27 protein-coding genes are annotated in these 24,803 nt (G+C 39.6%); 8 read left to right on the top strand and 19 right to left on the bottom strand.

Annotation, left to right across the window (positions count from 1 at the left end):
- Positions 1-90 precede the first annotated feature (90 nt).
- The 6 genes from ccoG to ACOB80_RS17615 form a co-directional block, all read right to left on the bottom strand.
- Positions 91-1,476 (bottom strand): cytochrome c oxidase accessory protein CcoG, encoded by a 1,386-nt coding sequence (gene ccoG, locus ACOB80_RS17640; protein WP_473167178.1) that lies wholly within the window; start codon positions 1,474-1,476, stop codon positions 91-93.
- 158 nt (positions 1,477-1,634) lie between these two features.
- Positions 1,635-3,056, bottom strand: a complete 1,422-nt coding sequence (locus tag ACOB80_RS17635) for a sigma-54 interaction domain-containing protein (protein WP_473167177.1) — start codon at positions 3,054-3,056, stop codon at positions 1,635-1,637.
- Positions 3,057-3,127: 71 nt separating this feature from the next.
- The gene (locus ACOB80_RS17630) at positions 3,128-4,018 is read right to left on the bottom strand and encodes a radical SAM protein (protein WP_473167176.1); all 891 of its coding nucleotides are present in this window, start codon (positions 4,016-4,018) and stop codon (positions 3,128-3,130) included.
- Positions 4,019-4,042: 24 nt separating this feature from the next.
- On the bottom strand, positions 4,043-4,531 hold the full coding sequence (gene folA, locus ACOB80_RS17625) for a type 3 dihydrofolate reductase (RefSeq protein ID WP_473167175.1): 489 nt from the start codon (positions 4,529-4,531) through the stop codon (positions 4,043-4,045).
- A gap of 88 nt (positions 4,532-4,619) precedes the next feature.
- Positions 4,620-5,384 (bottom strand): CPBP family intramembrane glutamic endopeptidase, encoded by a 765-nt coding sequence (locus ACOB80_RS17620; protein WP_473167174.1) that lies wholly within the window; start codon positions 5,382-5,384, stop codon positions 4,620-4,622.
- A 420-nt stretch (positions 5,385-5,804) separates the two neighbouring features.
- Positions 5,805-7,823: a winged helix-turn-helix domain-containing protein gene (locus tag ACOB80_RS17615; protein WP_473167173.1), complete on the bottom strand. Its 2,019-nt coding sequence runs from the start codon at positions 7,821-7,823 to the stop codon at positions 5,805-5,807.
- A 132-nt stretch (positions 7,824-7,955) separates the two neighbouring features.
- Between ACOB80_RS17615 and ACOB80_RS17610 the strand changes: the two genes are divergently transcribed.
- From ACOB80_RS17610 to ACOB80_RS17600, 3 genes are all read left to right on the top strand, one after another.
- Positions 7,956-8,693 carry a type 1 glutamine amidotransferase domain-containing protein gene (locus ACOB80_RS17610; RefSeq protein WP_473167172.1) on the top strand — a complete coding sequence of 246 codons (738 nt, stop codon included), beginning with the start codon at positions 7,956-7,958 and terminating at the stop codon, positions 8,691-8,693.
- 14 nt (positions 8,694-8,707) lie between these two features.
- Positions 8,708-9,133 carry a nuclear transport factor 2 family protein gene (locus tag ACOB80_RS17605; protein ID WP_473167171.1) on the top strand — a complete coding sequence of 142 codons (426 nt, stop codon included), beginning with the start codon at positions 8,708-8,710 and terminating at the stop codon, positions 9,131-9,133.
- A 357-nt stretch (positions 9,134-9,490) separates the two neighbouring features.
- Positions 9,491-10,606 carry a hypothetical protein gene (locus ACOB80_RS17600; protein WP_473167170.1) on the top strand — a complete coding sequence of 372 codons (1,116 nt, stop codon included), beginning with the start codon at positions 9,491-9,493 and terminating at the stop codon, positions 10,604-10,606.
- 76 nt (positions 10,607-10,682) lie between these two features.
- Here the strand turns inward: ACOB80_RS17600 and cgtA are convergent, their stop codons facing one another.
- From cgtA to rplU, 3 genes are all read right to left on the bottom strand, one after another.
- Complete coding sequence (gene cgtA, locus ACOB80_RS17595) at positions 10,683-11,843, bottom strand: Obg family GTPase CgtA (RefSeq protein ID WP_473167169.1); 1,161 nt, start codon at positions 11,841-11,843, stop codon at positions 10,683-10,685.
- 112 nt (positions 11,844-11,955) lie between these two features.
- Positions 11,956-12,213 (bottom strand): 50S ribosomal protein L27, encoded by a 258-nt coding sequence (gene rpmA / locus ACOB80_RS17590; protein ID WP_473167168.1) that lies wholly within the window; start codon positions 12,211-12,213, stop codon positions 11,956-11,958.
- A gap of 18 nt (positions 12,214-12,231) precedes the next feature.
- A complete protein-coding gene (rplU, locus tag ACOB80_RS17585) occupies positions 12,232-12,543 on the bottom strand; it encodes a 50S ribosomal protein L21 (RefSeq protein ID WP_473167167.1) in 312 nt (103 codons plus the stop codon).
- A gap of 235 nt (positions 12,544-12,778) precedes the next feature.
- Between rplU and ispB the strand changes: the two genes are divergently transcribed.
- Both ispB and ACOB80_RS17575 read left to right on the top strand, forming a co-directional pair.
- Positions 12,779-13,750, top strand: coding sequence for an octaprenyl diphosphate synthase (gene ispB / locus ACOB80_RS17580; RefSeq protein WP_473167166.1), 972 nt, complete (start codon positions 12,779-12,781; stop codon positions 13,748-13,750).
- 25 nt (positions 13,751-13,775) lie between these two features.
- Positions 13,776-14,342 carry a paraquat-inducible protein A gene (locus ACOB80_RS17575; protein WP_473167165.1) on the top strand — a complete coding sequence of 189 codons (567 nt, stop codon included), beginning with the start codon at positions 13,776-13,778 and terminating at the stop codon, positions 14,340-14,342.
- Here ACOB80_RS17575 and ACOB80_RS17570 read toward each other — a convergent pair.
- The 4 genes from ACOB80_RS17570 to mdh form a co-directional block, all read right to left on the bottom strand.
- Complete coding sequence (locus ACOB80_RS17570) at positions 14,339-15,079, bottom strand: substrate-binding periplasmic protein (RefSeq protein ID WP_473167164.1); 741 nt, start codon at positions 15,077-15,079, stop codon at positions 14,339-14,341. The genes ACOB80_RS17575 and ACOB80_RS17570 overlap by 4 nt on opposite strands.
- A gap of 79 nt (positions 15,080-15,158) precedes the next feature.
- Positions 15,159-15,566, bottom strand: a complete 408-nt coding sequence (locus ACOB80_RS17565) for a hypothetical protein (RefSeq protein ID WP_473167163.1) — start codon at positions 15,564-15,566, stop codon at positions 15,159-15,161.
- A 78-nt stretch (positions 15,567-15,644) separates the two neighbouring features.
- Positions 15,645-16,577 (bottom strand): sulfotransferase family protein, encoded by a 933-nt coding sequence (locus tag ACOB80_RS17560; protein WP_473167162.1) that lies wholly within the window; start codon positions 16,575-16,577, stop codon positions 15,645-15,647.
- A gap of 137 nt (positions 16,578-16,714) precedes the next feature.
- Entirely contained in the window at positions 16,715-17,650 is a 936-nt protein-coding gene (gene mdh, locus ACOB80_RS17555; RefSeq protein ID WP_473167161.1) for a malate dehydrogenase, read from the bottom strand.
- A 195-nt stretch (positions 17,651-17,845) separates the two neighbouring features.
- On the opposite strand from mdh, the gene argR reads away from it, so the two are divergent.
- Positions 17,846-18,325 (top strand): transcriptional regulator ArgR, encoded by a 480-nt coding sequence (gene argR, locus ACOB80_RS17550; protein WP_473167160.1) that lies wholly within the window; start codon positions 17,846-17,848, stop codon positions 18,323-18,325.
- Positions 18,326-18,397: 72 nt separating this feature from the next.
- Here the strand turns inward: argR and ACOB80_RS17545 are convergent, their stop codons facing one another.
- From ACOB80_RS17545 to ACOB80_RS17525, 5 genes are all read right to left on the bottom strand, one after another.
- Positions 18,398-19,339, bottom strand: coding sequence for a Dyp-type peroxidase (locus tag ACOB80_RS17545; RefSeq protein WP_473167159.1), 942 nt, complete (start codon positions 19,337-19,339; stop codon positions 18,398-18,400).
- Positions 19,340-19,475: 136 nt separating this feature from the next.
- A complete protein-coding gene (locus ACOB80_RS17540; protein WP_473167158.1) occupies positions 19,476-20,741 on the bottom strand; it encodes an ammonium transporter AmtB in 1,266 nt (421 codons plus the stop codon).
- 9 nt (positions 20,742-20,750) lie between these two features.
- Positions 20,751-21,089, bottom strand: coding sequence for a P-II family nitrogen regulator (glnK, locus tag ACOB80_RS17535; protein ID WP_473167157.1), 339 nt, complete (start codon positions 21,087-21,089; stop codon positions 20,751-20,753).
- Between the two features lie 309 nt (positions 21,090-21,398).
- A complete protein-coding gene (locus ACOB80_RS17530; protein ID WP_473167156.1) occupies positions 21,399-22,244 on the bottom strand; it encodes an HDOD domain-containing protein in 846 nt (281 codons plus the stop codon).
- A gap of 123 nt (positions 22,245-22,367) precedes the next feature.
- On the bottom strand, positions 22,368-23,171 hold the full coding sequence (locus tag ACOB80_RS17525) for a DUF2797 domain-containing protein (protein ID WP_473167308.1): 804 nt from the start codon (positions 23,169-23,171) through the stop codon (positions 22,368-22,370).
- Between the two features lie 201 nt (positions 23,172-23,372).
- Here ACOB80_RS17525 and ACOB80_RS17520 point away from each other — a divergent pair, with 201 nt between their 5' ends.
- Positions 23,373-23,660, top strand: coding sequence for a GIY-YIG nuclease family protein (locus ACOB80_RS17520; protein WP_473167155.1), 288 nt, complete (start codon positions 23,373-23,375; stop codon positions 23,658-23,660).
- A gap of 118 nt (positions 23,661-23,778) precedes the next feature.
- Complete coding sequence (locus ACOB80_RS17515) at positions 23,779-24,492, top strand: DUF3581 family protein (RefSeq protein ID WP_473167154.1); 714 nt, start codon at positions 23,779-23,781, stop codon at positions 24,490-24,492.
- A gap of 69 nt (positions 24,493-24,561) precedes the next feature.
- Here the strand turns inward: ACOB80_RS17515 and ACOB80_RS17510 are convergent, their stop codons facing one another.
- Positions 24,562-24,789: a PGPGW domain-containing protein gene (locus tag ACOB80_RS17510; protein WP_473167153.1), complete on the bottom strand. Its 228-nt coding sequence runs from the start codon at positions 24,787-24,789 to the stop codon at positions 24,562-24,564.
- Between the last annotated feature and the right edge of the window lie 14 nt (positions 24,790-24,803).

The following is a 24,803-nucleotide window of genomic DNA, read 5'->3' as shown; positions in this document are numbered from 1 at the left end:
CCGGAATACTCTTTTCACACGAAGTAAAAGTAAGTTAACAAAAAGCCAGTCACAAAGACTGGCTTTTTTTATGCGTAAGTAAAACTAACGCTACCTTTTAGAATAAAACCTAGTATTCGTATCTAACGTTACTTTAGGGTTACCTACCTCTTGTATTTGCAGATCAATTGGCATGATAGATTCCTGAATCTCTTCAGGTGGAACAGTGATAGTAAAAGGCACTACCACTAATTCATGACCTTGCACATGAATTGGCTGTTTAATGGCTAAATCAATATTGTCATTGCCCTTTATGACAACATAGTAGTCTTTGGCGTGCATATCTTTGTTGGTCAGTTTAAGTTGGTAGCTGTTTTCAAACGCACCATCAAAGTTCTCCCTAAACAACACAGTTCTATCTCGTAGAATAGATACTTCTATCGGAGAGCGCGTCACAACAAAATAGGCCATCAAAATACACATAATGGTGGTTATCACGCCATAAGCAACAATTTTAGACCTTATTTTAGGTACTTTAATTCCTGCTAATGCATTTTCCGAAGTGAAGCTGATTAACCCTTTTTTATAATTAAAACGGTCCATCGTTTGATCACACGCATCGATACACGCACCACAACTGATACACTCGTATTGCAAGCCATTTCGAATATCGATACCCGCTGGGCATACTTCAACACAAAGATTACAATCCACACAATCTCCTAAGCCCATCACCGCTGGATCTTGGCTTCTTTTACGTCTACCTCTAGATTCACCGCGAGCGGCATCGTAAGCGATAAGCTGAGTATTTTTATCAAACATGGCAGATTGAAAACGAGAATATGGACACATGTAAATACACATTTTCTCCCGTAACCAGCCGGCATTTCCGTAGGTACACAAAGTAAAAAATGCCACCCAAAAAGTTACCAGAGCACTCCACTCAAAGGTCAACATTGTCGCGTATAACTCTTTTACTGGAATAAAATAAGCCATAAAAGATACAGCGGTAAAAAACGATACTGTCACCCATCCAGTATGTTTAAGTGCTTTTTTCCGTAACTTTTCTACAGACCACGGGCTTTTATCTAGTTTTATTCGTTGGTTGCGACTACCTTCACATTTCTCTTCGATCCAAACATAGATGAAAGTCCACACCGTTTGAGGGCATAAAAAACCACACCAAATACGGCCGAGCCAAGTTGTGATAAAAAACAAGGCAAAAGCACCAACCATAAATAGCGCCGCTAGTACGGTAAGGTCTTGTGGGAAAAATGTCTGTGAGAAAATGTGAAACTGCTGAGCGCCAATATCCAACAGTATAGCTTGCCTTCCTTGGTAAGGGATCCAAGGTAATAACACAAAAAGTGCCATTAAAAACGCGCCCGTATAGCGCCTCATTCGTTGAAAGTGCCCTTTTTGTTCACGGACATAAGTTGGGCCGTCGTCTTTGTAAGGCTTAATAATGAGATTTTCACTCGATACATCAAATTTCATGGTTTGCTCTCTTTTCCTAGGAGCACAGACCATCGCAAAAAAGATGCCAAAATATAAGTTTTATTTTTTCCTTATTTTACAAATGATTAGGTCAATTTTCATTAATATTCCAGAAAACAAAAGCACGAAATATCGCGGATGGCACGATATACCGTGCTTTATTGACGAATAATTCCTAGTTTTTGCATTTTAGATCGCAAGGTACTCGCGGGTAGGTCAAGTAATTTAGCCGCGCCATTATCACCGCCAATTCGCCAATCAGTCTCGGAAAGTGCAGATAAAATATGCTCTTTTTCGGCTTCGGCTAGGCTTTTGATGTTAGTACGGTTAATTCGATTATCTAAATGAAACGATTGTAAGCTTAATGTTGAACTTGTCGCCAATATCATTTCTCGCTCAAGAATATTTTGCAGCTCTCTTACATTACCAGGCCAATGATATTGAGATAAGGTCGATAAACTTTTTTTATTAATTTTATTGATTTGTTTACCCAGTTTTTTATTAAGCTGAGCAATGATACTACTGCACAATAAAGGAACATCAGCAATGCGTTCACGTAACGCTGGTACCTCGATTGGAAATACGTTTAGCCTGAAATAAAGATCCATCCTAAACTTACCTGAGTCAACCATGTTCTTTAAGTTGCGGTTGGTCGCTGCAACCACTCTAATATCGACTTTAATGGTTTTGCTGCCGCCTACGCGCTCAAATTCTTGCTCTTGCAGTACTCTTAATAGCTTACTTTGGGCTTCAGGTGTCAATTCTCCAATTTCATCTAAAAATAAAGTTCCACCATCTGCTAATTCAAACTTTCCTTTTCTTCTTTCAGTTGCACCAGTAAAAGCACCTTTTTCGTGACCAAATAATTCAGATTCCAGTAACGACGAAGTAAAGGCAGCACAGTTAACTTTTACCATAGGTGCATGTTTACGAGCGCTTAATTCATGTAGATTTCGTGCGACCAACTCCTTGCCAGTTCCGTTTTCGCCAAGAATAAGTACCGTGCTATCTGTCGCCGCAACTAAATTTATTTGCGCGAGCAGCTTATGAAAAATATCACTTTCTCCCACCAAGCCAGTGACTTGCAAGTGCTGATTCAATTCTGTCGTTAAGTAGCTATTGTGTTCCGAAAGTTGTTCAGTAAGTTCATTGACTTGCTCTAGCGCTGTCTCCAGCGCCTGTTGCTGGCTTCTTTGCTCACTCACATCACGAAATATGGCTACAGCACCAATTAATTTTCCGTCTTGAAATACTGGAGTAGAGGTATATTCAACTGGAAATGATGTACCGTCTTTGCGCCAAAAGACATCGCTGTTTACATTACGAGCAATACCATCTTGCGTCGTCGCGTAAATAGGACAATCGCATGACGGATAGTGACTACCATCGGCATGACTATGATGGTGATACTCATGAATCTGTTTTCCAATGAGTTCACTGGCTTTCCAGCCAGTCATTTTTTCTGCTGCTGGGTTAACAAAAATCGCATTACCGTGAAGGTCAAACCCGTAAATCCCCTCTCCTGCGGCATCTAACAGCAGTTGTGGATCAGAAATAAAATCTTTTAACGTTACCGACATAAAACGCTCAAAAAAATAGGCACGAAATATCGTGCCTATTATCCTGATTTACGAATAAAGTGCCAGTAAAGTTATAAACCTCTTTGCCACTCCTCACGCAGCGCTATATCTGTTGGGCGTTCTATCGCGGTATTTATTTGCGTAAGAAGCTTTTCTTTGTCTTGTCCTAAAACACCTTTTAACACGAGATAATTCGATGCGTGATCGGAACGAAATATCGTTTTATCTAGGGCTAAGGTTTCTAAAAGTATTTTCATCTCAGAAAACAGCTGCGCTTGGGTTAGCATCTCAAAATCACCTTCAAAGCCCGCAGTAAAACGCTCCATTCCAAGCGGAAAAGATACGACAAGTGTAGATAAATACTCAGGTTGCGCTTCATTCATTAACTGAGCAGAATGGATTGCATGTTGCGCTGACAACTGCGTTCCACCTAAGCCGTTAAGTATCATCACTGAGCTTTTAACACCCGCTTGTTTTATTTTCACTAGCGCCTCTAAAGACGACTCATAGGTTTCACCTTTTTGTATGTTAGCGAGTACTTGGTTATCCCCGCTTTCACAGCCAACATAAAGCAGCTTTAGCCCCAACGCTTGCAACTCGGCCAATTGTGCTGAGCTCTTGTTTTTTAGGTTTCTTGGCAAGCAATAGCTTGAGACTCGAGAGACTTGGGGGAAATATTGCTGGATCAACAACAGTATCGATTTTAGCTGGCGAAATGGCAGCATCATGGCATCACCGTCAGCAAGAAAAATACGAAAAACAGGTAAGCCTGCTCGCTTGATACTTAGCAGCTCTTGTTCGATATCTTCTAATTTTTTCGCTTTGAATTTTTTATTGGGTGCCGTATACATCTCACAGAAAGTACACTTGTTCCATGAGCAGCCATTGGTTACCTGTAAAATTAAGCTTTTCCACTCACTGGGTGGACGAAAAACAGGTTCAGTATACGAAAGTGGATACATATCGCTTACCTAGTAAAAGCTTCGTTAACTGCGTTCATAAATAGCGAAATCTAAATCGTAGGCATTTTTTTCATCTGCTTGGCGAACTTCACTACTCACTTTTTGCCATTCTTCTAGGTCGTATTCTGGAAATTGCGTATCACCGTCGATATCGCCATCGATGTGAGTAATATACAAGCGATTTGCTGCGGGCAAACAATGCTTATAAATCGCACCACCGCCAATTACCATAATTTCTTCGACTTCACCCGCCACTTTAAGTGCTTCGTCAACCGACGTTACCGAAACAATGCCTTCTGCCTGATAGTGTTCATCTCTAGAAATAACAATGTTCTGTCGACCAGGTAATGGACGGCCAATGGATTCGTAGGTTTTTCTTCCCATGACAACAGGCTTACCTAGTGTCGTTTTTTTAAAATAAGCAAGATCTGCTGGTAAATGCCAAGGCATATCGTTGTCTTTACCAATGATACGATTGTGGGCGTGAGCGACCACCATAGAAAGAATTGTCATAAGGAAAATTAGCGCAAATAAATTTGCTCGAATAGTAATATATTTACGCTATTTTTGGAATCGAGGAAGTTGGGTCTTTCCTTGATTTTTAGGAAAATACTTCAATAAGTACTATGGTATTGTAGAACATGTGGCAAAGCACAGCGTAGCTAATATTATTGGTTTTAACACGAATTAAACCGAAAAATAACCCCATGCAAAATATTTGAAAAAAGCTAAAAAAAGTCTGATAGTTTGCGTGAACCAAAGTAAACAGAAGGCTCGTGATCAGTAACGCCCCCACTGTGCCGACTACAGTCTGTTTAAACTCGGTAAACAACCAACCTCTAAAAAAGATTTCTTCGAAGATTGGCGCCACAATGCTTACCATCAGTGCAGTAAGCAAAAATATAGGAATACTACTCTTAGCCGCTTCAAATAATTGTTCCATAAAAGGTTCTGGCGGAATTTCAACCACTAAGCTAGTCAGATACCAAACGCCATAGATAAGCAAAGATATAGCTAAGCAAGTAAGCAAAAGACGAGAGTTAATGCTTTTTATCGCCCAGTAATCACATAACTCAGCAATCGTCGACTTCTTCGATACCTCTTTCAAAATAGGTAAGGTTATTAAGGAAGCAATCAAGGTGAGAACTAAAGCACCAAAAATAGAGGTCATCCAACCAAAAAATCCGGTAAAGCTGAAGTCATTTAAGAAAAAATATCCACCCGCACAAAGCAACATAGCTACAATTTGGGCACCCAAAAAAATTGCTACAGCCATGAAAAAAACTTTAAAGGCCTTACCTATGCCAGGCTTGCTAGTTTGTTCGATTATCGATGTGTCTTGTGTTTGATCGTAATTCATTGTCATTAACCATCATTCCTTTAGTGACTTCAAAGCCAATTTTCACGAAAAGGCTGCAACTTAACCACCTTTTCGCCTTTAACCCTTCCTGTTCATTAGTCTCTGGTCAGCTAATTTTATTACTCGACACTTCAGAATATTTTAATGGTCAGTCTTATTAAAAAATGCCCCACTAGAATTGCTGACCAAAAACGACAAACTTCACACGGTAGAAAAAGAACTTTATCGAATTCAGTCAGCTCAGAAAGGTTAATCCCACGAGACAAATAATGCTACAGACTTCGCCGTAGTAATGAGCTTAAGAAGCAAAGAAACCAAGATAAGCAATTGATTATAATAATATTTATAAAGCATTGTATAAATATTGTAAAAATATTGACAACATTTTTAGCTTTAAAAGCTACTGTCATTACCAATAACAAAACACTAAGGAGCACGCGTTCTGATAATGTCGCTACGACCGCTAACTACTTTAGACCATGCCAGTTGATTGTTTGAAACATGGAATCGACGAATCGGTGGCAACTGTTCTGCAATGATTTCCTTTTGATCTGAATTGTTATAACGAATTAGCTTTCCATCGCTTGTCATACAAACTAAATGACTTTCATCGAGCTGCACATTTAACACAAAACGTCTAATGTCTATGTGACATTCACTTGCGTTTGCCTGTTGATTTTCATGCCAAAAAGCATTCATTTGTTGATCTATGAATAGGTTTTGCGATTTACTAGCCAAAATAAATGCCCATTGACTATCTAATCGACTGTGTTCACTCGTCATTATATTTACTTTATATAACTGCCATTTTTCATTTTCATATTGGCTGTACGCTACCTCGACATTATTCAACCAACCTACCCCATATGCTGGTAACTCTGTGTCTATAGTAAATTTGACCTTTTCAGATTGCACATCAAAAATAACAAGTCCACTGTTGGTATTCGCTAAAATCAAGCGATCGTCAAAAGACCAAATCAAGTCATAAAATGTGCGACCTTCGTCAGGTGGTTCTATTGAAGACGAGAATGGCTTTCCTTCAATAGTCAGCCAGAGTTTACTGTAACCAGACCTTTTTGAAATAAAAGCCAGCTTTTTGCCATCAGAATTAAGAGTAGGTAAATAGTCCATTACTGATGAATTAGCTTGATTAAATATCTCCCCATTGATTTCAATATCTCGGTTGGTCATATAAGACGTAAACAAGTAATCTTTACCATTGTTTATCAAGTTCACCTGACTCACCCTATGGCTATCAGATACAAAAGTCTTAGCAGGCTTGCTACTATCAAAAAAACTTTTCTGCAATTGATAAGACGGGTGAGGGCCTGGATGAATCAAACCATCCCTTTCATGGGACAATACAGCTGAGTTAATTTCATAATCAAAAGTTAATATTTTGTCAAAACTGCTATTTTCCGGGTTGAGCTGGTAAGCATCAGTTTTTCCTGGTTCACTTTCGCTTAATAGTAACAACCTGCCACTTTCACCTCGATGAATATAGTAATTACCACGTCCTCTGCTTGAAGGTTGCGACAATAACCTTTTACTACCAGCATCAATATCTAAAACAAAGGCCTGATATGGTGAAAACTCCGTTGTTCGTTCGACAAAATAAAGTTTGTTTTCAGACTTTTCATAGACAAACTGTGTGAAACTTTTCCCCGCACACTCATATAAGCTCTCTGTTTTATGAGGCAAACCGCTTTTTAATTCAACGCGATGAAATTGACAAGTATTTTCATTCCGATACAAGTAAATGAGCTCACTATCATCTTGAGCCCAATGAGCATTGTAACCTCGGCCTCCTTCTCTACTTACTCTAGCAGATGCATGGGTATCTAGATCTACGATATATACCGCATATTCCCCCTCTTTATTCGACGAATAAGCTAAAAATTTATTATCATGCGAGATTGAGGCGTCTGATTGCCTCTCTGACAAACGTGTCATTGGAGATATAGGTACAAGAGTAGATTGTTCGAGTTGATTTTCAGATTTTGGTACATAACTAAAGATAACAGTTCCAATCAGCCCTAGTAACATCAACGCGAATACATAAAATGCTGATCTCTTGGTTTTAGTTTTAACCGTTTCTGGGGCTTTAACAACGATGCCTTGTTCAACGTCTTCCATTTTTTGTCGAACGTCGGCAATAAAGCGGTACCCCACTTTAGGCACAGTAGCAATATAAGACTTTACCTTGGCATCATCAGCTAACGCTTTTCGTAACTTTAATACTACGCGATTTATCGCTCCATCAGATACAACCTGCCCATGCCACACATTAGTAAGTAAAGTTTCACGACAAATATCACGTTTTGGATTCCGGCAAAAATAACTCAAAAGTAATGCCGTTTTAGGTTCTAATAAAACCGATGAATTTTTTGTTTTAAGTAGCTTTGTATTTTCATCAAACTCAAAATCACCAAATTCCCAATTCATTCAATTAGTTACCATATTAGTTTTTTGTAAAATAAATGCGGCGGTCAGAAAAAGTCATAAAAAATCATACTAAAGCCACGACTCATAACCGTCAACTCAGACAGTATTTAGTTTTCATTAGGAGGAATTACAATGAGAACTTTATTTAAACATTTATTAAATTTAACGCTCTTTTTACCATTATTTTTACTTAGCCAACAAGCATATGCTCAACAAAAAGCACTAATTATTATTTCGTCTCATCAATATGGTTATTGGTTACCTGAAGTCATTACACCTTATCGACTGCTACAACAAGCCAATATTGACGTTGACATCGCTAGCCCATATGGCGGCAGTGGTAGAGGTGCAGGTGAGAAAACACTAAGTGAGGTCGATCAAAATTTCAGACCACAAATACAAGATAAATTGAATCACCCAATCGCGCTAATGGATATAGATCCACAAGAGTACGATGCCGTATATGTGGCTGGTGGAGCTGGCCCTATGCTCGACCTGTATAAACATCCACAGATCCAGCGAATTATTAGCACAATGTACTTAGATGGAAAGCCAGTTTCAGCAGACTGTCACGGCCCTGCGGCTTTAGCTGGCGTAAAATTGCCTAACGGAGAACTTTTAGTTAAAGGTAAAAAAGTCACCGGAAAGTCCAATGCTGAAGAAAACAGTTGGGCTAAGAGTCACTACCCATTTTTCTTGGAAGATAAATTCAAACAAGAAGGTGCCCTGTTTAGCGCTGCTAAGCCAAGACAACCTTGGATTGTAAGAGATGGCAATTTGTTAACGGGTCAAAACCCTCAATCGGTTGAGCCGCTGGTTAAAGAGCTCATTACCATGTTAAATGAAAAACACACTAATAACATTCAATAGATAGGGAGTTCGATATGACCATTAAAAACGTAGTTTTGTTATTTTCTTTGTTTTTTGTTGTCAACTGCACGCAAGTATTTGCGAACGATGATGATGCTGAAATTAGGGCTGTAATTCAAAAGTACTTTGACGGTAGCTCTAAAGGTAAACCTCACTTATTAACCGAGGCTTTTACTGACAGCTTAGAACTTCAGCATGTGAAAAACGGCGAGCTAGCTCGTTGGTTAGGTAAAGACTATATAAGCCGTTTCAAGCCTGGAAAAACCAATTCCCGTATCGGAAAGATTATTTTCATAGATGTAACGGGAGATGCTGCAGTAGTTAAAGCAACGGTTAGCTCTGGCAATACACTTTTTACCGACTACCTACTGTTGCTAAAGCTTAAAGATGGCTGGAAGATCACTAACAAAACATTTACTCGTCAAAGAATACAACAGTAAATGACCCGCCGGAAGAACTTGATAGTGTAAAGCATTACAATATGCCGTAACTTTGAATCTTACGGCATAACAGTAAAATTATAGAAAAAAGTGCTTATTTAAATTCACTACTTTACAAAACAACCAATCAGCCAGTTCACGCTTCTTACGAAAAAGTCATCAATAAAGAAGCGACCATTAGGCTTTATACCATCTACAAGACTGTCGAAAAATTTTACACTTAGGCATAACATTTGTAGGGTTAACAGCCTACTAGTAGTACAAATGTATGATTTTTTTGTATGTTTTATTGTCGGTTTAATTTATGCATATCTAGTCACTTATATACTGTTTATTCATTATCAGAAGGACGGTTTTATGAATAAGTTACTAAGCTGGGTGACAACTTTATGTCTATGCTTGCTTCTAACGAATCAAGCTAGAGCAAATATCATGTTGCCGGATCCTAAATGTGGAACTGCCGCGGGTGACAACTGTTTAGTTTTCGACGATTTTACCGTGTTTTCTATGTCCTTTCTTGAGTTCAATAATAGTGGGGCGTTACAACCAACCGCTCAAGACCTTTATTATATTGATTCCAGCCCAGGTAAAATAAAAGATGATATTGTTATAGCTTCATCACCAGCGGCTTCGATTAACAACAGTGATATTTCCCCCACAGGCATAGATGACGCCTACTCTACACCAACTTCTGGTGGTCCGGATTTTTTTGCCATGTTAGCTGCCAATGAGCCTGATCCGGTTTTAACGCACGATAACATTCAAGGCGGCAATGCCTTGATGCCAAACCCAAACAATATCGACGTTGATGCAGATGGCAGCGGAGATGGCACTGGCCCTCTGGCGCTTTGGGATATCGAAACTTCGGTATTGACGTCTTTTTTAGGCGGTGAAGATTTAATGTTTTTCTTCAACTTAAATGAAACAGGCACAGACGATCAACTCGCATCGGGGCAAGATATGCTTGGTTGGCTTCGTGTTTACTTAACAGATTCATCTACCGGAAATTCCATCTCTTTCACGCTATCAGGAAATAATACCGCTATACCTGCAGTCCAAAGTTACACTCAGACCGCTCAAGACAATATATTGCCGACAGAAGAAGATAAATGGGCTTATATCCATGGAATGATATGTGTTAATGATCTCGACGGAAGTATTATCGCACTTTCTTCATGTAGTGCTGCTGGTAACCCTGCCAACGGTAAAACAGTAAACCAAAATTTAGGGGCAAATGCCGCAGCTTTTGGCCTGTGGAATCACGATTTAAATGCGGCATTATACAGTGGCGCTTATGACATGATGTCCGTCGACATGCGCATGGGCTATATTGAAAGCGGCTACGAACAACTGTTTATTCGTGCAGCACAAGTGGGTACCGAAATTCCCGAGCCTTCGATGATTCTAATATTTGCGATCGCGTTGCTTTTACTGACTTACAGAGTGGTAAACAAAGGCACGATTGGAAATTAAATTAGTATTGTTGCAATAAGCGATCAAAAAAAAGCAGCCCTTGGCTGCTTTTTTCTTCAATTTAATTAATAAAAAACTATTTACGATACTCAACTTCTACGTCGTAATCGTCTTCATCCCAGTCGTCATCCCAATCATCGTCGTCAATGTCTTCCATCGCTTCTTGATGATAAGTATCCCACTTGAACTCAACTGCTTTTTCTTCAGGAGATTCTTCTTCTAAATCACCAGGAATGGTTTCGATAAAGCTCATTAATTCTTGGCAAAGCTTATCTGTTCCCTGCTTGTTAAATGCAGAGATTTGATGAACGCCACCGTCCCATTCAAGCCCTTCTAAAATACGAGAAGTTACTTCTTCAGCTTCTTCTTCCAGCATAAGATCCAATTTATTAAAAACGATCCAACGGGGTTTATTAGCAAGCTTTTCTGAATGAGATTCTAGCTCACCAATAATGGTTTTGGCGTTCTCCAAAGGATCTGAACCATCAACTGGCATTACATCGATAACATGAAGCAGTACGCGACAACGTTCTAAATGTTTAAGGAATTGAGTCCCTAAACCCGCACCATCAGCTGCACCTTCAATTAATCCTGGGATATCTGCAATCACGAAACTACGCTGTGAATCTAAACGCACAACACCAAGGTTAGGCACTAATGTAGTAAATGGGTAGTCTGCAACCTTTGGCTTAGCTGCTGACACACTGCGAATGAGTGTCGACTTACCTGCATTAGGTAATCCCAGAAGACCCACATCAGCTAATAACATTAACTCTAGTTTAAGGTTACGAATTTCACCTGGAGTGCCATCGGTTTTTTGCTTAGGCGCTCGGTTAGTACTGCTTTTAAAACGCGTATTACCTAACCCGTGCCAACCGCCTTTAGCCACCATTAGCTTTTGTTTATGCTTAGTTAAATCACCCAATTGCTCTAAGGTATCAACATCGACAGCACGCGTACCAACGGGAACTTTCAGGACGAGATCTGAACCACGTTTACCTGTCATATCACGGCTTTTACCGTTTTCACCACGCTGCGCACGATGAAAACGTTCAAATCGGTAGTCAATTAGGGTGTTAAGGTTTTCATCAGCTTCAAGGTAAACATCGCCACCATCGCCGCCGTCGCCACCATTAGGTCCGCCAAATTCAATGTATTTTTCACGGCGAAAGCTAACGCATCCATTACCACCATCGCCGGCTTCAACGCGGATATCCGCTTCATCGACAAATTTCATGACAGTTTAAACATACTCCAAATGAAAAAGGATTTATTTAGTATAAGCGATTTTAACGCTTGCATAAAAAAAGCCCTGCAATAACGCAGGGCTTTTTCAAAAACATAAAAGCTTATTCAGCGATGATGCTTACGAATTTACGGTTCTTAGGACCTTTAACTTCAAACTGAACTTTACCGTCAGTTAAAGCAAATAAAGTGTGGTCTTTACCGATACCCATGTTGTCACCAGCGTGGAACTTAGTACCACGTTGACGAACAATGATGTTACCTGCTAATACAGACTCACCACCGAAACGCTTAACACCTAAGCGTTTACTTTCTGAATCACGACCGTTCTTGGTACTACCTGCTGCCTTCTTATGTGCCATTTCAATATGCTCCTAAAATTAGCCGTTAATACCAGTAATTTTCACTTCAGTGAACCATTGGCGATGGCCCTGCTGCTTACGTGAATGCTTACGACGTCTAAACTTAACGATTTTAACTTTGTCGCCACGACCTTGCGCAACAACTTCAGCTACAACTTTACCACCAGAAATGTAAGGCGCGCCTACATTGATGTTTTCGCCGTCAGCGATCATTAAAACGTTATCGAATTCTACAGAAGAACCAACTTCTAGCTCTAGCTTTTCTAGGCGAACTGTTTGGCCTTCAGTTACACGGTGCTGTTTGCCACCGCTTTGGAATACCGCGTACATTTGCTACTCCGTACTGCACTTTAATTTAAGTAAAAGCGCATAAATTTAAAAATATAGGGCGCGAATTCTACGCGAACGGCATTAGGATCGCAAGCCTAAATATGATCAAAATATGACTTTTTTCTTTAATTTACCCTTAAGCCTATATGAGACTTCTTTCTAAGCCATTTTAGTGTAAACTTGGCGTCATTGAAAATGAAGTAATCGCTAAACACAAAAGCCTGTCAATCCCGTTATGGACATTAAAGAAATTCAACAATTAGCTCAACAAGATATGAGCGCCGTTAACGACTTAATCTATCAGCAACTACAATCTGATGTTGCTTTGATTAACCAGCTTGGCATTTATATTGTAAACGCTGGCGGTAAAAGAATGCGCCCAATGTTAACCGTTTTAGCAGCACGCGCCATTAATTATCAAGAATCTCACCATATCGATATTGCAGCGATTATTGAATTTATTCATACCGCAACATTACTTCATGATGATGTTGTCGACGAATCAGAATTAAGACGAGGCAGAGAAACCGCAAACGCATTGTTTGGTAATAGTGCAAGTGTTTTGGTGGGAGACTTTCTTTACACGCGCTCATTTCAAATGATGACCAAATTAAGCAATATGCGCGTCATGGACATTTTGTCAGACGCCACCAATATTGTTGCTGAAGGTGAAGTCATGCAGTTAATGAACTGTAATGATCCAGACACCACAGAAGAAAGTTATATGCGGGTTATTTACTGCAAAACAGCGAAGCTCTTTGAAGCAGCAACAAGATTAGCAGCTGTAATAGCAGATCAAAGTGAAGAAGTGGAATTAGCATTACAAGAATACGGAAAATTCTTAGGGACAGCTTTCCAGATAGTTGATGACATAATGGATTACACAGCTGATGCTAAAGAAATGGGCAAAAATGTCGGCGACGATTTATCGGAAGGCAAACCAACCTTACCACTTATTTACGCTATGCAGCACGGTAGTGAGCGTCAGAAAAGCCTGATTCGCGAAGCCATCGAGCAAGGTAATGGTATGGATAACCTTGACGAAATACTTGCTGCTTTAGAAGCAACCAATGCCCTAAACTACTGTCACAAAGTTGCCGAGCAAGAAGCAGACAAGGCCATTGCTTGTTTAGCGCCTTTAGCAGAAAGTCCTTATAAAGAAGCATTGGTATCACTGGCGCATATCGCTGCGAATAGAACGGCATAACGGTTAAACGAATAAGAGTACCAAAATGAAACATATTGGCTTCTTGCTAAATCTCATTGCATTAGGGCTATTTATCCCTGGTATTCTTTTACCCATGTTTTCCCTGAATATGGATATGAGCGCCCAAACATCAGGCGCTCAATTGACATCTGAGGTCATCAATAAACAGCTTTCACTAATCGCCACGATAGAAGAGCTATGGCAAGATGAACGTTTACTCGTCGCGAGCTTGATCTTTTTGTTTTCTATTGCCATTCCAGTTATTAAAACCGCACTGATTGCTTCTGTTTATTTTATGAAAAATGCGCAAATTGCGACTCGTATAGCCAGTATCGTCAGTGCTATTGGTAAGTGGTCGATGGCAGATGTTTTTGTTGTTGCTATCTTTCTTGCGGTTTTATCAACAAATCATAGTGAAACCGCCAGCGCCCAACAGTTATCTATGTTTGGCTTTAAAATGGATATTGTCCTAAGTAGTGCAACGCAGTCAGGAGTTATGGCTGGCTTTTATTATTTTGCAGGTTATTGTTTAGTATCACTTTTAGGCAGTCAAATTAGCCAATTCGCCTTAAAACAACATCCACAAGATTAATCATTTCCAGCTTGATTCTGTGTTTTAAAATGATGCTCTAATTTTGCCTTTAGCGCTTCTGCCCTGTCGGATGCAGAAGGGTGAAACCCAATATATTGTGGTTCTACATGAATATCTTCCGATAGAAGTCTAAAAGGAATAGAGTACTTTTCTCGCATCGCATCAGCCCAGACACGATCAACCACTATCCCATCGACATGACCTAGCACAAGTTTCGCGAAAAAAGCCCTCGCCTGCGTTTCATTATTGGTGTGAAATTTAGAGTATATAACTTTCATATCATGAGACGCTAGAAACGCCATAACTTCTTTAGGGTAACCGTAGGTCCTCGCTATCATTACCTTCAAATTGTCGTATTGCCTCAATGTGGAAAAAGTCAGTTTAGAATCAACTGGCACCGCTAAAGTAAGGCGCCAATCATTAATAGATATATTAATTCTGCTAATCGGCTCAGTAGGGTCGGTATGCAGTATAAATGGGATATCTCCAGCCAAAACAGACTCCCTGCATCGCGCAAACGGAAGTTCAACAAAAGAGGCTGGCTGAGACATTTCTTTAGTAAGTTTTCGTAAAAGATCTACACTTTCTCCGGCGTACTTACCATCATCGCCAATATAAGAATAAGGATACCAGTGTTCAAAGCAAAACCTATAGTCCTGCGAAGTTTGTGCCGGCAATGACACAGTCACAGAGAGCAAAAAGAAAAAAACAAGCCCGAGTTTGTTTAAAACATTCACAGTAACACTAGTTAAACCGCGGAAATAATAGTTAATTATAGTTCAGTTTTTAACCGCCAATTAACTTAAGAAAAAATATTTAGCTCTCTACTAACTTGTGTTGCTCGTTTAACCATTGCAATGCACTCGCTTCATCAATAAAATGACGCATATTTTGTTTTTTATAAGCAGGTGATCTTGCTTTGATAATTTCCATTTGTGCGAGGCTTTCTATCACAATAGCTTTGGCTACTAGCCTTTGTTCATTCATCCACTCGTTATATTCATTTAATACTTCAAAGGCGGCTGGAGTTCCACCTTCTAGTGCCAAGTCGTCAATTAACATTGAAAACGACTGCTCGCCTAAATTGATAATACATTGCTTTACTTGACGAACGTAATACTCTGCTCCTGAGCGATTAAAACTGCCAACCAAACGAGTTTTAATAATATTTCCAGACAAAGTGACATAAGATTCACCATGCCTATCGGACAATTCTTCTTCCACTTTATCGCCTAACACCTTCAAATACCTCTACCTGCAAGCATACAACAATGCACTAAAACAACGCTTGTTACAGATCAACTAACTAGAATAGTGAAAAAGTCCGCAGAACTCAGCACTATGTTCTTTGATGTAGCTTACTTCTGTTGCCGATAGCTTTTCTTTAGCAACGTTTGGGTTAGCATAAATATTACTCCCCACTTTTCCTCTTGAAGAGTTCCCCTTCCAGGCGACACCATTTTTGGTGGGAACGTTTAAAGAAGCCGTTTGTTCAATTTCAAGAAACTGCGCTAATTGTTGAATTTCCTGTTCAGGTTGAGAAATTAAATCTTCATATTTTAAGAAAATAGTGGGGGCTGACTGAAGTTTCATTAATTCTAATCGGCTGTTAATTAAGGCGCAAAAGTCTTCTACTGAAACTTTATTGGTCTTAGCTGCTTGTGCGATATTAGACATGGAATAATACAATTCAAACGGGTCGCGAACCATCCAAACATAGCGCCCTTTATCGCCAAACATTCTCATCCAACTATGCATAAAAACTTCATTGTGAGGTGATTTCGAAACGAATAATGGTTGTTGCAGAAGCGACTCAATCGTGTTGCCTTTTGCTTTGTTATAAGCATAAAAAACAGCCAAATAACGTTCTAAAGGGTTTGAAGCTTGGGCAAAGCTATGACTAAATAGCGTGCAAAATAATTCGAAATCTACATTTGAATGATCTCGTAAGCCATAACCCGTACCATGACTTTGCGTTATGTCTGTATATTCGACTTTATCAACTTTTAAGTGCTGAATATTAGAGTTTTCTAGTAATTTTTTATCACTATTCGTGTTTTCCATACGGTGGCAGCCAGCATCCATAAAACGTAGCTCTTCAGGAAAAACAGTTAATTGTGGGTGGTTATCTAAAAGAGATGCTGTTAACGTTGTGCCGCTTTTTGCCATGCCGCAAATGATAACAAAACGCAGTTTATCTTGAACACTTAGCAAATCCGAAAATGACTCGTTCATTTAGTTTTATACCTTTCAACACGATATAAAACATCATAGCCAATTCATGTCATCGCTGAAAGCAATATGTTATTTAGGCTATTGATAGGCATAAAAAAAGCCGCTAGAGAGCGGCTTTTCTATTCACACAACAGTCATTAACCATTGATGAAGTCGATACCTTCTTTGATATCTTTGTTAAGTGTTTCAAGCATGTCTTCTTTAGCTTTTTGCTCAAATGCACTTAGCTCACCGTAAGATAAAATTTCTTCAACGCCATTCTTACCTAAACGAACTGGGTGAGCAAAGTAATCTGCATCGCCATTTTCAACAGCAACATAAGCGTAATCAACTACTTCTTCACCTTGTAAGCCTTTGATTAAAGACATAGTGAAGCGTGCAGCTGCAGCACCCATTGATAATGTAGCAGAACCACCGCCTGCCTTAGCGTTTACAACTTCAGTACCCGCATTTTGGATGCGTGGTGTTAATGCAGCAACTTCTTCTTCTGAAAACTCTACGCCTTCAACTTGAGAAAGAAGAGGTAAGATAGTTGTGCCTGAGTGACCACCGATTACAGGTACTTTAACAGAAGCAACATCTACACCTTTAAGTTCAGCGATAAATGCTTCAGAGCGGATAACGTCAAGAGTCGTTACACCGAATACACGGTTAGCATCGTAAGTACCCGCTTTTTTGAATACTTCAGCTACAATTGGCACAGTACCGTTTACAGGGTTAGTAATTACACCAACTAATGCTTTTGGACAGTTAGCAACAATACCTTCTGCTAACGTTTTAACAATACCAGCGTTTACGTTGAATAGGTCAGCACGGTCCATACCAGGCTTACGCGGCATACCAGCTGGAATAATTACAATGTCAGCACCAGATAACGCAGGCGCTAAATCGTCAGCACCAAAACCTTCTACTTTAACTGCAGTAGGGATGTGGCTTAAATCAACAGCAACACCTGGAACTACTGGAGCAACGTCATATAACGCTAACTCTGAACCTGCTGGTAATTGAGTTTTAAGAAGTAAAGATAACGCTTGGCCGATACCGCCAGCTGCGCCTAAAACAGCTACTTTCATTGGAATTCTCCGAAAATTTGAGTAATTACTTAAAATTTGGTCGCCAAAAGATAAAGCATTCGCTCCCAAAAGACAATGTTTATTGTTTAATCTGTAATGAGTTACAAGGATAGCGTATAATCGCCAGAATGAAATTATACCTAGGTATAATGTGCAGACAGTAAATAGTATTAAAATCGTAATAAAGTGGATGTTATGACTAGCGTACAACAAAAACAAGAAGCTCTTGTTCAAGCTTTTAAAGACTTACTAAAACAAGAAAGGTTTGGCTCTCAAGGAGAAATAGTCGACGCCTTAAAAGCACAAGGCTATGACAATATTAGTCAATCTAAAATTTCTCGTATGTTAAGTAAATACGGCGCTGTTCGCACACGTAATGCTCGTCAAGAAATGGTGTACTGTCTGCCTGCAGAGCTTGGAGTGCCTACTGCCAAAAGCCCTGTTAGCCAACTTGTGTTAGATATTGAACACAATGAAATGATGATTATCATCAGAACAAGTCCGGGCGCTGCGCAACTTATTGCTCGATTACTCGATAGTTTAAGTAAAGCCGATGGTGTATTAGGCACTATCGCTGGTGATGACACCATTTTTATAGCACCAACAAGTGTAGACGCTATCGATAACACGATTGATAACCTAGAGAAGCTATTTTCGAAAAGCTTAACAGCTTAACGCTTTTTATCATTCGGTTTTAACGTAAAAAAAAGCACGATGTTATCGTGCTTTTTTATTGAAATCAGCTCTTTAATTTTGTGATGGTAGTGGCTCTGCTAACCTAGCTAGAAAATTAAGACTAGGTGCAAAAAATGCAGCGCCGGTTTCTGCCTGCGTGTACTTGAGCATGTGATCAAAATTACCTTCTTCATCACCTTTTACCATACTTTCAAGCATCAGCTCAAAGTGGCTAGGAGTGTTGCAGTAAGAAACAAAAAACAACCCCTGTAGCTTCATATCTCCATAAGGCATACTCTGACGCAATATTTCCATGCTATTGCCATATTCATCTTTCAAATTCGTTCTTTTGATGTGTGAAGTAGCTGGTTTGTTTTCAGAAGTATACTCTTCGTTATCCAGCTTGGTTCGAGCAAAAACATCTTCCTGCTCTTTTACTTTCAAGCTGTTCCACAAATTCAAATTGTGGCGGTATCGTTGAATGTGCAAATAACTACCGCCAGCAAATGCTAAATCTTGCTCGTCTTGTACTAAGGCAACTTCTCTGCGGTGCCTACCTTGCGGATTTTCAGTGCCATCAACAAAGCCAGTTAAATCTCTACCATCTAAAAATCGGAAAGCCCTCACTTGCTCTAGCAATTCAACACTGTCCGCTAACAACGCACACACTTTATCAGCGACAATATGGTTGACATCTTGGCGATCACTGCGTATTTCGATGTACAAGTCGTAATTTGTGGCAGGCGCAATTCGATCGTCGCATGTGACTTCACTAAATGATTTTAAATGAGCTGGGCGGCCAACTGGGTATAACTCATCCCAATAGCTTGCGCCTATAGCAACCACCCCGGTCAAGTTTGCTTCTGAAAAGCGATCGGCATATTTATCAAACAACGCAGGCAAGCGAGACAATGCATGTCTAATATGCTGATTTTTATCGTCTAATGCGTTAAAAAGCAAATAGTAGCCATGTAAGCTCGGCTCTGCACATACACCAAATTGTTCTCTTGCCATCTTGTTACTCGAATGTCTCAGCTAATTGGTTAATTTTACACAATTTTGCCAAATTTACAGCCTAAGAATGAGATAAGCTTGTTTCACAACAAAAAAGCCCGCTTTCGCGGGCATCATTCTTTGTATCTTTAAGAGCTTAGTTTCGAGTAAATTCTGGATATGCTTCTAAGCCACAATCAAACTTATCAACACCTTCATACTCTTCTTCTTCGGTAATGCGAATGCCCATTGTCACCTTAAGAGCCATCCACACCACAAAGCTTGCAGCAAACACCCAAATGAAAATAGTTGCAGCGCCAATTAATTGCCCTGAAAAACTCGCGCCACTATTTGTTAAAGGTACTAGCATTAAGCCAAGGAAACCGACTACACCGTGCACTGAAATAGCGCCAACAGGATCATCGATACGTAATTTGTCTAACGTTAAGATAGAGAAAACCACTAACACACCACCCAATGCACCAAAAAGTGTAGCTTGCAACGCAGTAGGTGTTGATGGTTCAGCAGTAATCGCCACTAAGCCTGCTAACGCACCATTTAAGATCATGGTTAAATCTGCTTTTTTGAACATGACTTTAGCAAGGATTAACGCTGCGATAGCACCACCGGCGGCAGCGGCATTCGTGTTAAGAAATACCATAGCAACAGAGTGAGAGCTGTCGACATCTGCTAGTTTCAACACTGAACCGCCGTTAAAACCAAACCAACCCATCCAAAGAATAAAAGTACCTAATGTTGCTAATGGTAAGTTAGCACCTGGGATTGCGTTTACACGACCGTCAGCACTATATTTACCTTTACGGGCACCTAGCAATAAAACTCCCGCTAAAGCTGCCGCTGCACCAGCCATATGAACAATACCTGAGCCAGCAAAATCAGAGAAACCTAAATCTCCAAGGTTAAATAAACCAAAGACATCATTACCACCCCATGTCCAACCGCCTTCCATTGGGTAGATGAAGCCAGTTAATACCACAGTAAATGCTAAGAATGCCCAAAGCTTCATGCGTTCAGCAACAGCACCTGAAACAATTGACATAGCAGTTGCAACAAAGACAACTTGGAAGAAGAAATCTGATGCCTTTGAGTAAATGGCACCACCGGTAATTCCGCCTTCACGTTCAGAGAACTCTTTTAAGACAGCGCCGCTGTCCACCGATTCAATACCAGACAAGAAAAAGCCACCGCCATACATAATTTGGTAACCACAAGCTAAATACATAGTACAAGAAATGGCATATAGAGCGACGTTTTTGGTAAGAATTTCAGTGGTGTTCTTAGCGCGCACTAAGCCAGCTTCCAACATTGAAAAGCCTGCCGCCATCCACATGACAAGCGCACCACAAACTAAGAAATAAAAGGTATCAATTGCATACTGTAAGTGAAAAATACTGTTTTCCATAATTGGCTCCTATAACGCTTCTACATCAGTTTCGCTCGTACGAATTCGCACAGCTTGTTGAAGGTCGTAGACGAAGATTTTTCCGTCACCAATTTTTCCGGTATGCGCTGAGCTAACGATAGCTTCAACCAAACGTTCTACCTGCTCATCTTTGACAGCAATATCAAGCTTAACCTTTGGAAGAAAGTCTACTTGATACTCTGCGCCACGATATAATTCAGTGTGGCCCTTTTGACGACCAAAGCCTTTTACTTCAGTCACTGTTAAACCTTCAACTCCGATTTCAGAAATCGCTTCTCGAACATCGTCTAGCTTAAAAGGCTTGATAATAGCGCTAATAAGTTTCATTAAATTCCCCTATCTAATTATTTCTTATTGCTATTCAACCCTTATGCCAGATACAACATAAGCCTTTTAAAACATAAACTTAAGAAATTTACGCGCCCCACAGCACACGATAAAACGCACCAAAATGGCGCACAGTTTTTAACCATGTTTTCTTATGGTGCATAGTAAATAACTTGAAAAGGAAAAGTGCCGAAAGGTAAAAGAGACTGTCAATTGCTAAACAAAGGCACTGATAGGCCTTTAATGATCAAAAAACGCACGCTTAAATTAGCGTGCGTTTTTATCAATTCGTTGCCAAAGAAACTACGGTTAGTAGATCATAGCTGCACTTGGGTTCAATACCGCCAAAATGCCTAGTCGTTCCATATCACAAAAATAGTTTGCTGCGCCGACAATTTCTGGCTCAATTTCCATTTCCTTGAGCTTCTCAGGTACTAACAATTGCTCTTTATTATGTTTCTTGCATTGATAGTTAAGCAACATCATACGTTTAGCCATGTACAATAGCTTAGTTTCATCGGTACTAAACTCAAAGTTCTCTTCATCTTGAAAACGAATTGGCTCTACGAGTGCATAAGGTAATTGCCATAGCTTCAATAATTCGCCGGTACAATCAGCATAAGTAAAACCATAGACTTCCTTTTGCTTTTCCCATGGTAAATCGCCAACATTCAACTCTTGCGCTTTTACCACTTCTTCAGGCATGAACTGCTGCATTACCAACTCACCTAAATTATGTAACAAGCCTAGGATAAATAAGCGTTCAGCATTTGGAACATTTAGCTTAAAGCCTAAAAACTTTATAATTAGTGCACAATCAACACTTTGCTCCCAAAATTCTTCTAAGAAGCTCGGTGAGGCATTGATTGATTTAAAGGCCTTAGTGGTAAAGTATGCAATCACTAAATTGTATACTTCAGTGATACCTAACACCAAAACGGCTTTTGAAATAGTGTCTATTTTACCCGGATAATTAAAGAAGGAGCTATTTGCCAGCTTCAAGACTGTGCCCGACAACGCGGGATCAAGTAAGATAACGTCAGCAATATCATCTATTGTCGACGCTTCATCATCTATCAGTTCTTTTATACGAACAAAAGAATCTGATAAGACAAAAATTTCACTGGCCTTTTCGGCGTAATCTAATGCATCCATAGGATAACCTTACAATAATTTACCTAGCTATTCTGTAACTTCTTTGTAACCGCGTTCAATTTTCTAGATGAAAAACTACCGCCCTATTCACTGAGTATAGACGTTAATTGATTAACGCAAAGTTTAATCGGCAATTTTTGCATCTATATGATACGAGGTAAATTTTCTAATATTTATTACACCAGTATCGAATATCAGGTATTGTCCCTTTATCCCTTGAAGTACACCGCTAACTTCAGGCGTTTTATCAAAATTAAACGAACTCACTTTTGTTGGAAACTGTAATACTGGATAGCCAAGTTCGATAGGTGATGGTGGCAATTCTACAACAGCATCTTCACCAAAACTTAGTTTAATTTCAGCTAACTTATCACGAATTTCCGCTTTCAATTCTTCACTTTTAGCAATTAAATCAAGATTATCTGCATTACCTTTCAACATAGCTCGCCAGTTAGTTTTATCCGCAATGAAGTTCGCGAGAGATATTTCCACTAAACCAGATTGTCGCCTTGTTTGTACTCTAAACAAAGGAATAGCTTGAGTTGCTCCCTGATCAATCCAGCGCGTTGGTACTTGAGTTTCTCGGGTAATTCCCACTTTTAGGCCAGAGGTATTCGATAAATAAACAATGTGAGGTACAAAGCAGTGTTGCTCACCCCACTCAGGCTCTCGACAAGTGCCTAAATGATGATGACATGTTTCGGGCTTCATAATACACATATCGCACTGTGCTAGTTTTTGCATACAAGGAAAACAAAACCCTTGAGAATAGCTTTTTTTTGTCTTTCTTCCGCAGTACTGACAAGAAATATGTCCATGGTAAGTCAGGGTTAGGTGCTTACCGATGCAAGAATTCAGCTCCACCAATTCTTCACCAATGGGCAATTGATAGTTCACTTGTCCATCATCACCCAGTTGCGCAGTCATTTTGCGCAAAGCACCAATATTTGTTTGCATAATTGCACTCTGATCGTAAAATTTTGCCCCATGTTAAAAAAATTAGCCAAGAAAAAACAGAGTACTTTGCTAATTGCGGTACTTTTTTACTGCTTGCATTACATAATTTGAACCAACCTGTTGTGAGTTTTTTCAGTCAAAAACACACTAATAATATATTCGGATAACCTTATGAGCAGTTCGCCAATGTGGTATGTTTATTTTCTGCGCTGCGCAGATAACTCGATTTATACTGGCGTTACCACCGACTTAAAAAGAAGAGAAACTGAACATAACACCAATAATAAACTTGGTGCCAAATATACACGTGTACGCCGTCCGGTAAGTTTAGTCTATGCAGAGCCTCACCCCGACAGATCTTCCGCTTGCCAAAGGGAATTCGCGCTAAAACGATTAACAAAGAATAAAAAAGAGCAACTTATTGAAACTTACCAAATAGACAAGAGTGTACAAGTGTAAGCTAAAACGCTTATTTTTACTGGTCTGCTCAGTAAGTGAATGCTCGTTTTTTTTCGATTTTTTCTCGTTTCGCTGTTAGAATGCGTCGGTTTTAATTAAGTAGCACGTGAATTAGATTATGTTTTTAGAGCATTACTGTCAGGTAGACGGAGAAAAAATTAGTTTTACACGTCAGCAAGCAAGTGACTTTGCTAAAAATGTTGCTGACGACTTTAACCCACTGCATGACATAGATGCGAAGAGATTTTGCGTGCCAGGCGATTTATTGTTCGCAATTTCTTTAGAAACTGCTGGTTTATCTCAACAGATGAAGTTTACCTTCTCTGGTATGGTTACCGATGGCATTCAACTGAATTTTCCAAAAACAATTTCAGGTGATGCTCAAATCACCGATGACAATGCAAAAGAGTACCTATCAATTGCTGCTAGTGGTCAATCAACCAAAGATGCCAATGCAATTAGCGCTTTAACTCAAGCGTATGTAGAGTTTTCTGGTCACACCTTTCCACATATATTGGTTAAGTTAATGGCTGATAACGATGTGATGATCAACCCTGCTAGACCTATGGTGATGTATGAAAGCATGACCATTCAATTAGAAGAACTAGCGTTTAGTAACGTTTCGTTGTCTTTAGCGGAATCTAAATTATCTATTGACGGTAAGCGCGGTGTCGCTGACTTAATATTTAATTTATACGATGGCGAACGCTTAATTGGTCAAGGTAAAAAGCATATGTTGCTTAGTGGCCTGCGCCCTTATGAACAAGCTGTCGTTGATGAAGTAGTTGAAGGCTACAACCAAAAGAAAGTCAGTTTTTTAAAAGCTAGCTAAGCAACAAACAACGACTTAGCTAACTTAACAAGCACAAAAGACTAGTTGATAACGACTCATGTTAACTACCTATCTTTTGTGCTTTTGTTTAAGTAACCACGAATCTAGCTTTCGCGCAGACTCAGACATCACTCTTTGACACTTCTTCAGCCAACGTTTTGCCCAAGGGTATTCTAAACTCAAAATGGCTAATCCAACGGGCAGGAACAATATCGCAGGGCCTGGTATCACGATAAATATCACACCTAAAGCAGTTAATGTCCCGCCAACCATTGTAATGAAGCTTTTTTTAACCATATTTCTTCTCATTT

This window comes from Thalassotalea coralli (assembly GCF_055786205.1).
This window is presented reverse-complemented; position numbering and strand designations above follow the sequence as displayed.

What these genes read in the sequence shown, in the direction of transcription:
- ccoG (WP_473167178.1), bottom strand. Translation starts at nt 1,476, where the DNA reads ATGAAATTTGATGTATCGAGTGAAAATCTCATTATTAAGCCTTACAAA.
- ACOB80_RS17635 (WP_473167177.1), bottom strand. Translation starts at nt 3,056, where the DNA reads ATGTCGGTAACGTTAAAAGATTTTATTTCTGATCCACAACTGCTGTTA.
- ACOB80_RS17630 (WP_473167176.1), bottom strand. Translation starts at nt 4,018, where the DNA reads ATGTATCCACTTTCGTATACTGAACCTGTTTTTCGTCCACCCAGTGAG.
- folA (WP_473167175.1), bottom strand. Translation starts at nt 4,531, where the DNA reads ATGACAATTCTTTCTATGGTGGTCGCTCACGCCCACAATCGTATCATT.
- ACOB80_RS17620 (WP_473167174.1), bottom strand. Translation starts at nt 5,384, where the DNA reads ATGACAATGAATTACGATCAAACACAAGACACATCGATAATCGAACAA.
- ACOB80_RS17615 (WP_473167173.1), bottom strand. Translation starts at nt 7,823, where the DNA reads ATGAATTGGGAATTTGGTGATTTTGAGTTTGATGAAAATACAAAGCTA.
- ACOB80_RS17610 (WP_473167172.1), top strand. Translation starts at nt 7,956, where the DNA reads ATGAGAACTTTATTTAAACATTTATTAAATTTAACGCTCTTTTTACCA.
- ACOB80_RS17605 (WP_473167171.1), top strand. Translation starts at nt 8,708, where the DNA reads ATGACCATTAAAAACGTAGTTTTGTTATTTTCTTTGTTTTTTGTTGTC.
- ACOB80_RS17600 (WP_473167170.1), top strand. Translation starts at nt 9,491, where the DNA reads ATGAATAAGTTACTAAGCTGGGTGACAACTTTATGTCTATGCTTGCTT.
- cgtA (WP_473167169.1), bottom strand. Translation starts at nt 11,843, where the DNA reads ATGAAATTTGTCGATGAAGCGGATATCCGCGTTGAAGCCGGCGATGGT.
- rpmA (WP_473167168.1), bottom strand. Translation starts at nt 12,213, where the DNA reads ATGGCACATAAGAAGGCAGCAGGTAGTACCAAGAACGGTCGTGATTCA.
- rplU (WP_473167167.1), bottom strand. Translation starts at nt 12,543, where the DNA reads ATGTACGCGGTATTCCAAAGCGGTGGCAAACAGCACCGTGTAACTGAA.
- ispB (WP_473167166.1), top strand. Translation starts at nt 12,779, where the DNA reads ATGGACATTAAAGAAATTCAACAATTAGCTCAACAAGATATGAGCGCC.
- ACOB80_RS17575 (WP_473167165.1), top strand. Translation starts at nt 13,776, where the DNA reads ATGAAACATATTGGCTTCTTGCTAAATCTCATTGCATTAGGGCTATTT.
- ACOB80_RS17560 (WP_473167162.1), bottom strand. Translation starts at nt 16,577, where the DNA reads ATGAACGAGTCATTTTCGGATTTGCTAAGTGTTCAAGATAAACTGCGT.
- mdh (WP_473167161.1), bottom strand. Translation starts at nt 17,650, where the DNA reads ATGAAAGTAGCTGTTTTAGGCGCAGCTGGCGGTATCGGCCAAGCGTTA.
- argR (WP_473167160.1), top strand. Translation starts at nt 17,846, where the DNA reads ATGACTAGCGTACAACAAAAACAAGAAGCTCTTGTTCAAGCTTTTAAA.
- ACOB80_RS17545 (WP_473167159.1), bottom strand. Translation starts at nt 19,339, where the DNA reads ATGGCAAGAGAACAATTTGGTGTATGTGCAGAGCCGAGCTTACATGGC.
- ACOB80_RS17540 (WP_473167158.1), bottom strand. Translation starts at nt 20,741, where the DNA reads ATGGAAAACAGTATTTTTCACTTACAGTATGCAATTGATACCTTTTAT.
- glnK (WP_473167157.1), bottom strand. Translation starts at nt 21,089, where the DNA reads ATGAAACTTATTAGCGCTATTATCAAGCCTTTTAAGCTAGACGATGTT.
- ACOB80_RS17530 (WP_473167156.1), bottom strand. Translation starts at nt 22,244, where the DNA reads ATGGATGCATTAGATTACGCCGAAAAGGCCAGTGAAATTTTTGTCTTA.
- ACOB80_RS17525 (WP_473167308.1), bottom strand. Translation starts at nt 23,171, where the DNA reads ATGACTGCGCAACTGGGTGATGATGGACAAGTGAACTATCAATTGCCC.
- ACOB80_RS17520 (WP_473167155.1), top strand. Translation starts at nt 23,373, where the DNA reads ATGAGCAGTTCGCCAATGTGGTATGTTTATTTTCTGCGCTGCGCAGAT.
- ACOB80_RS17515 (WP_473167154.1), top strand. Translation starts at nt 23,779, where the DNA reads ATGTTTTTAGAGCATTACTGTCAGGTAGACGGAGAAAAAATTAGTTTT.
- ACOB80_RS17510 (WP_473167153.1), bottom strand. Translation starts at nt 24,789, where the DNA reads ATGGTTAAAAAAAGCTTCATTACAATGGTTGGCGGGACATTAACTGCT.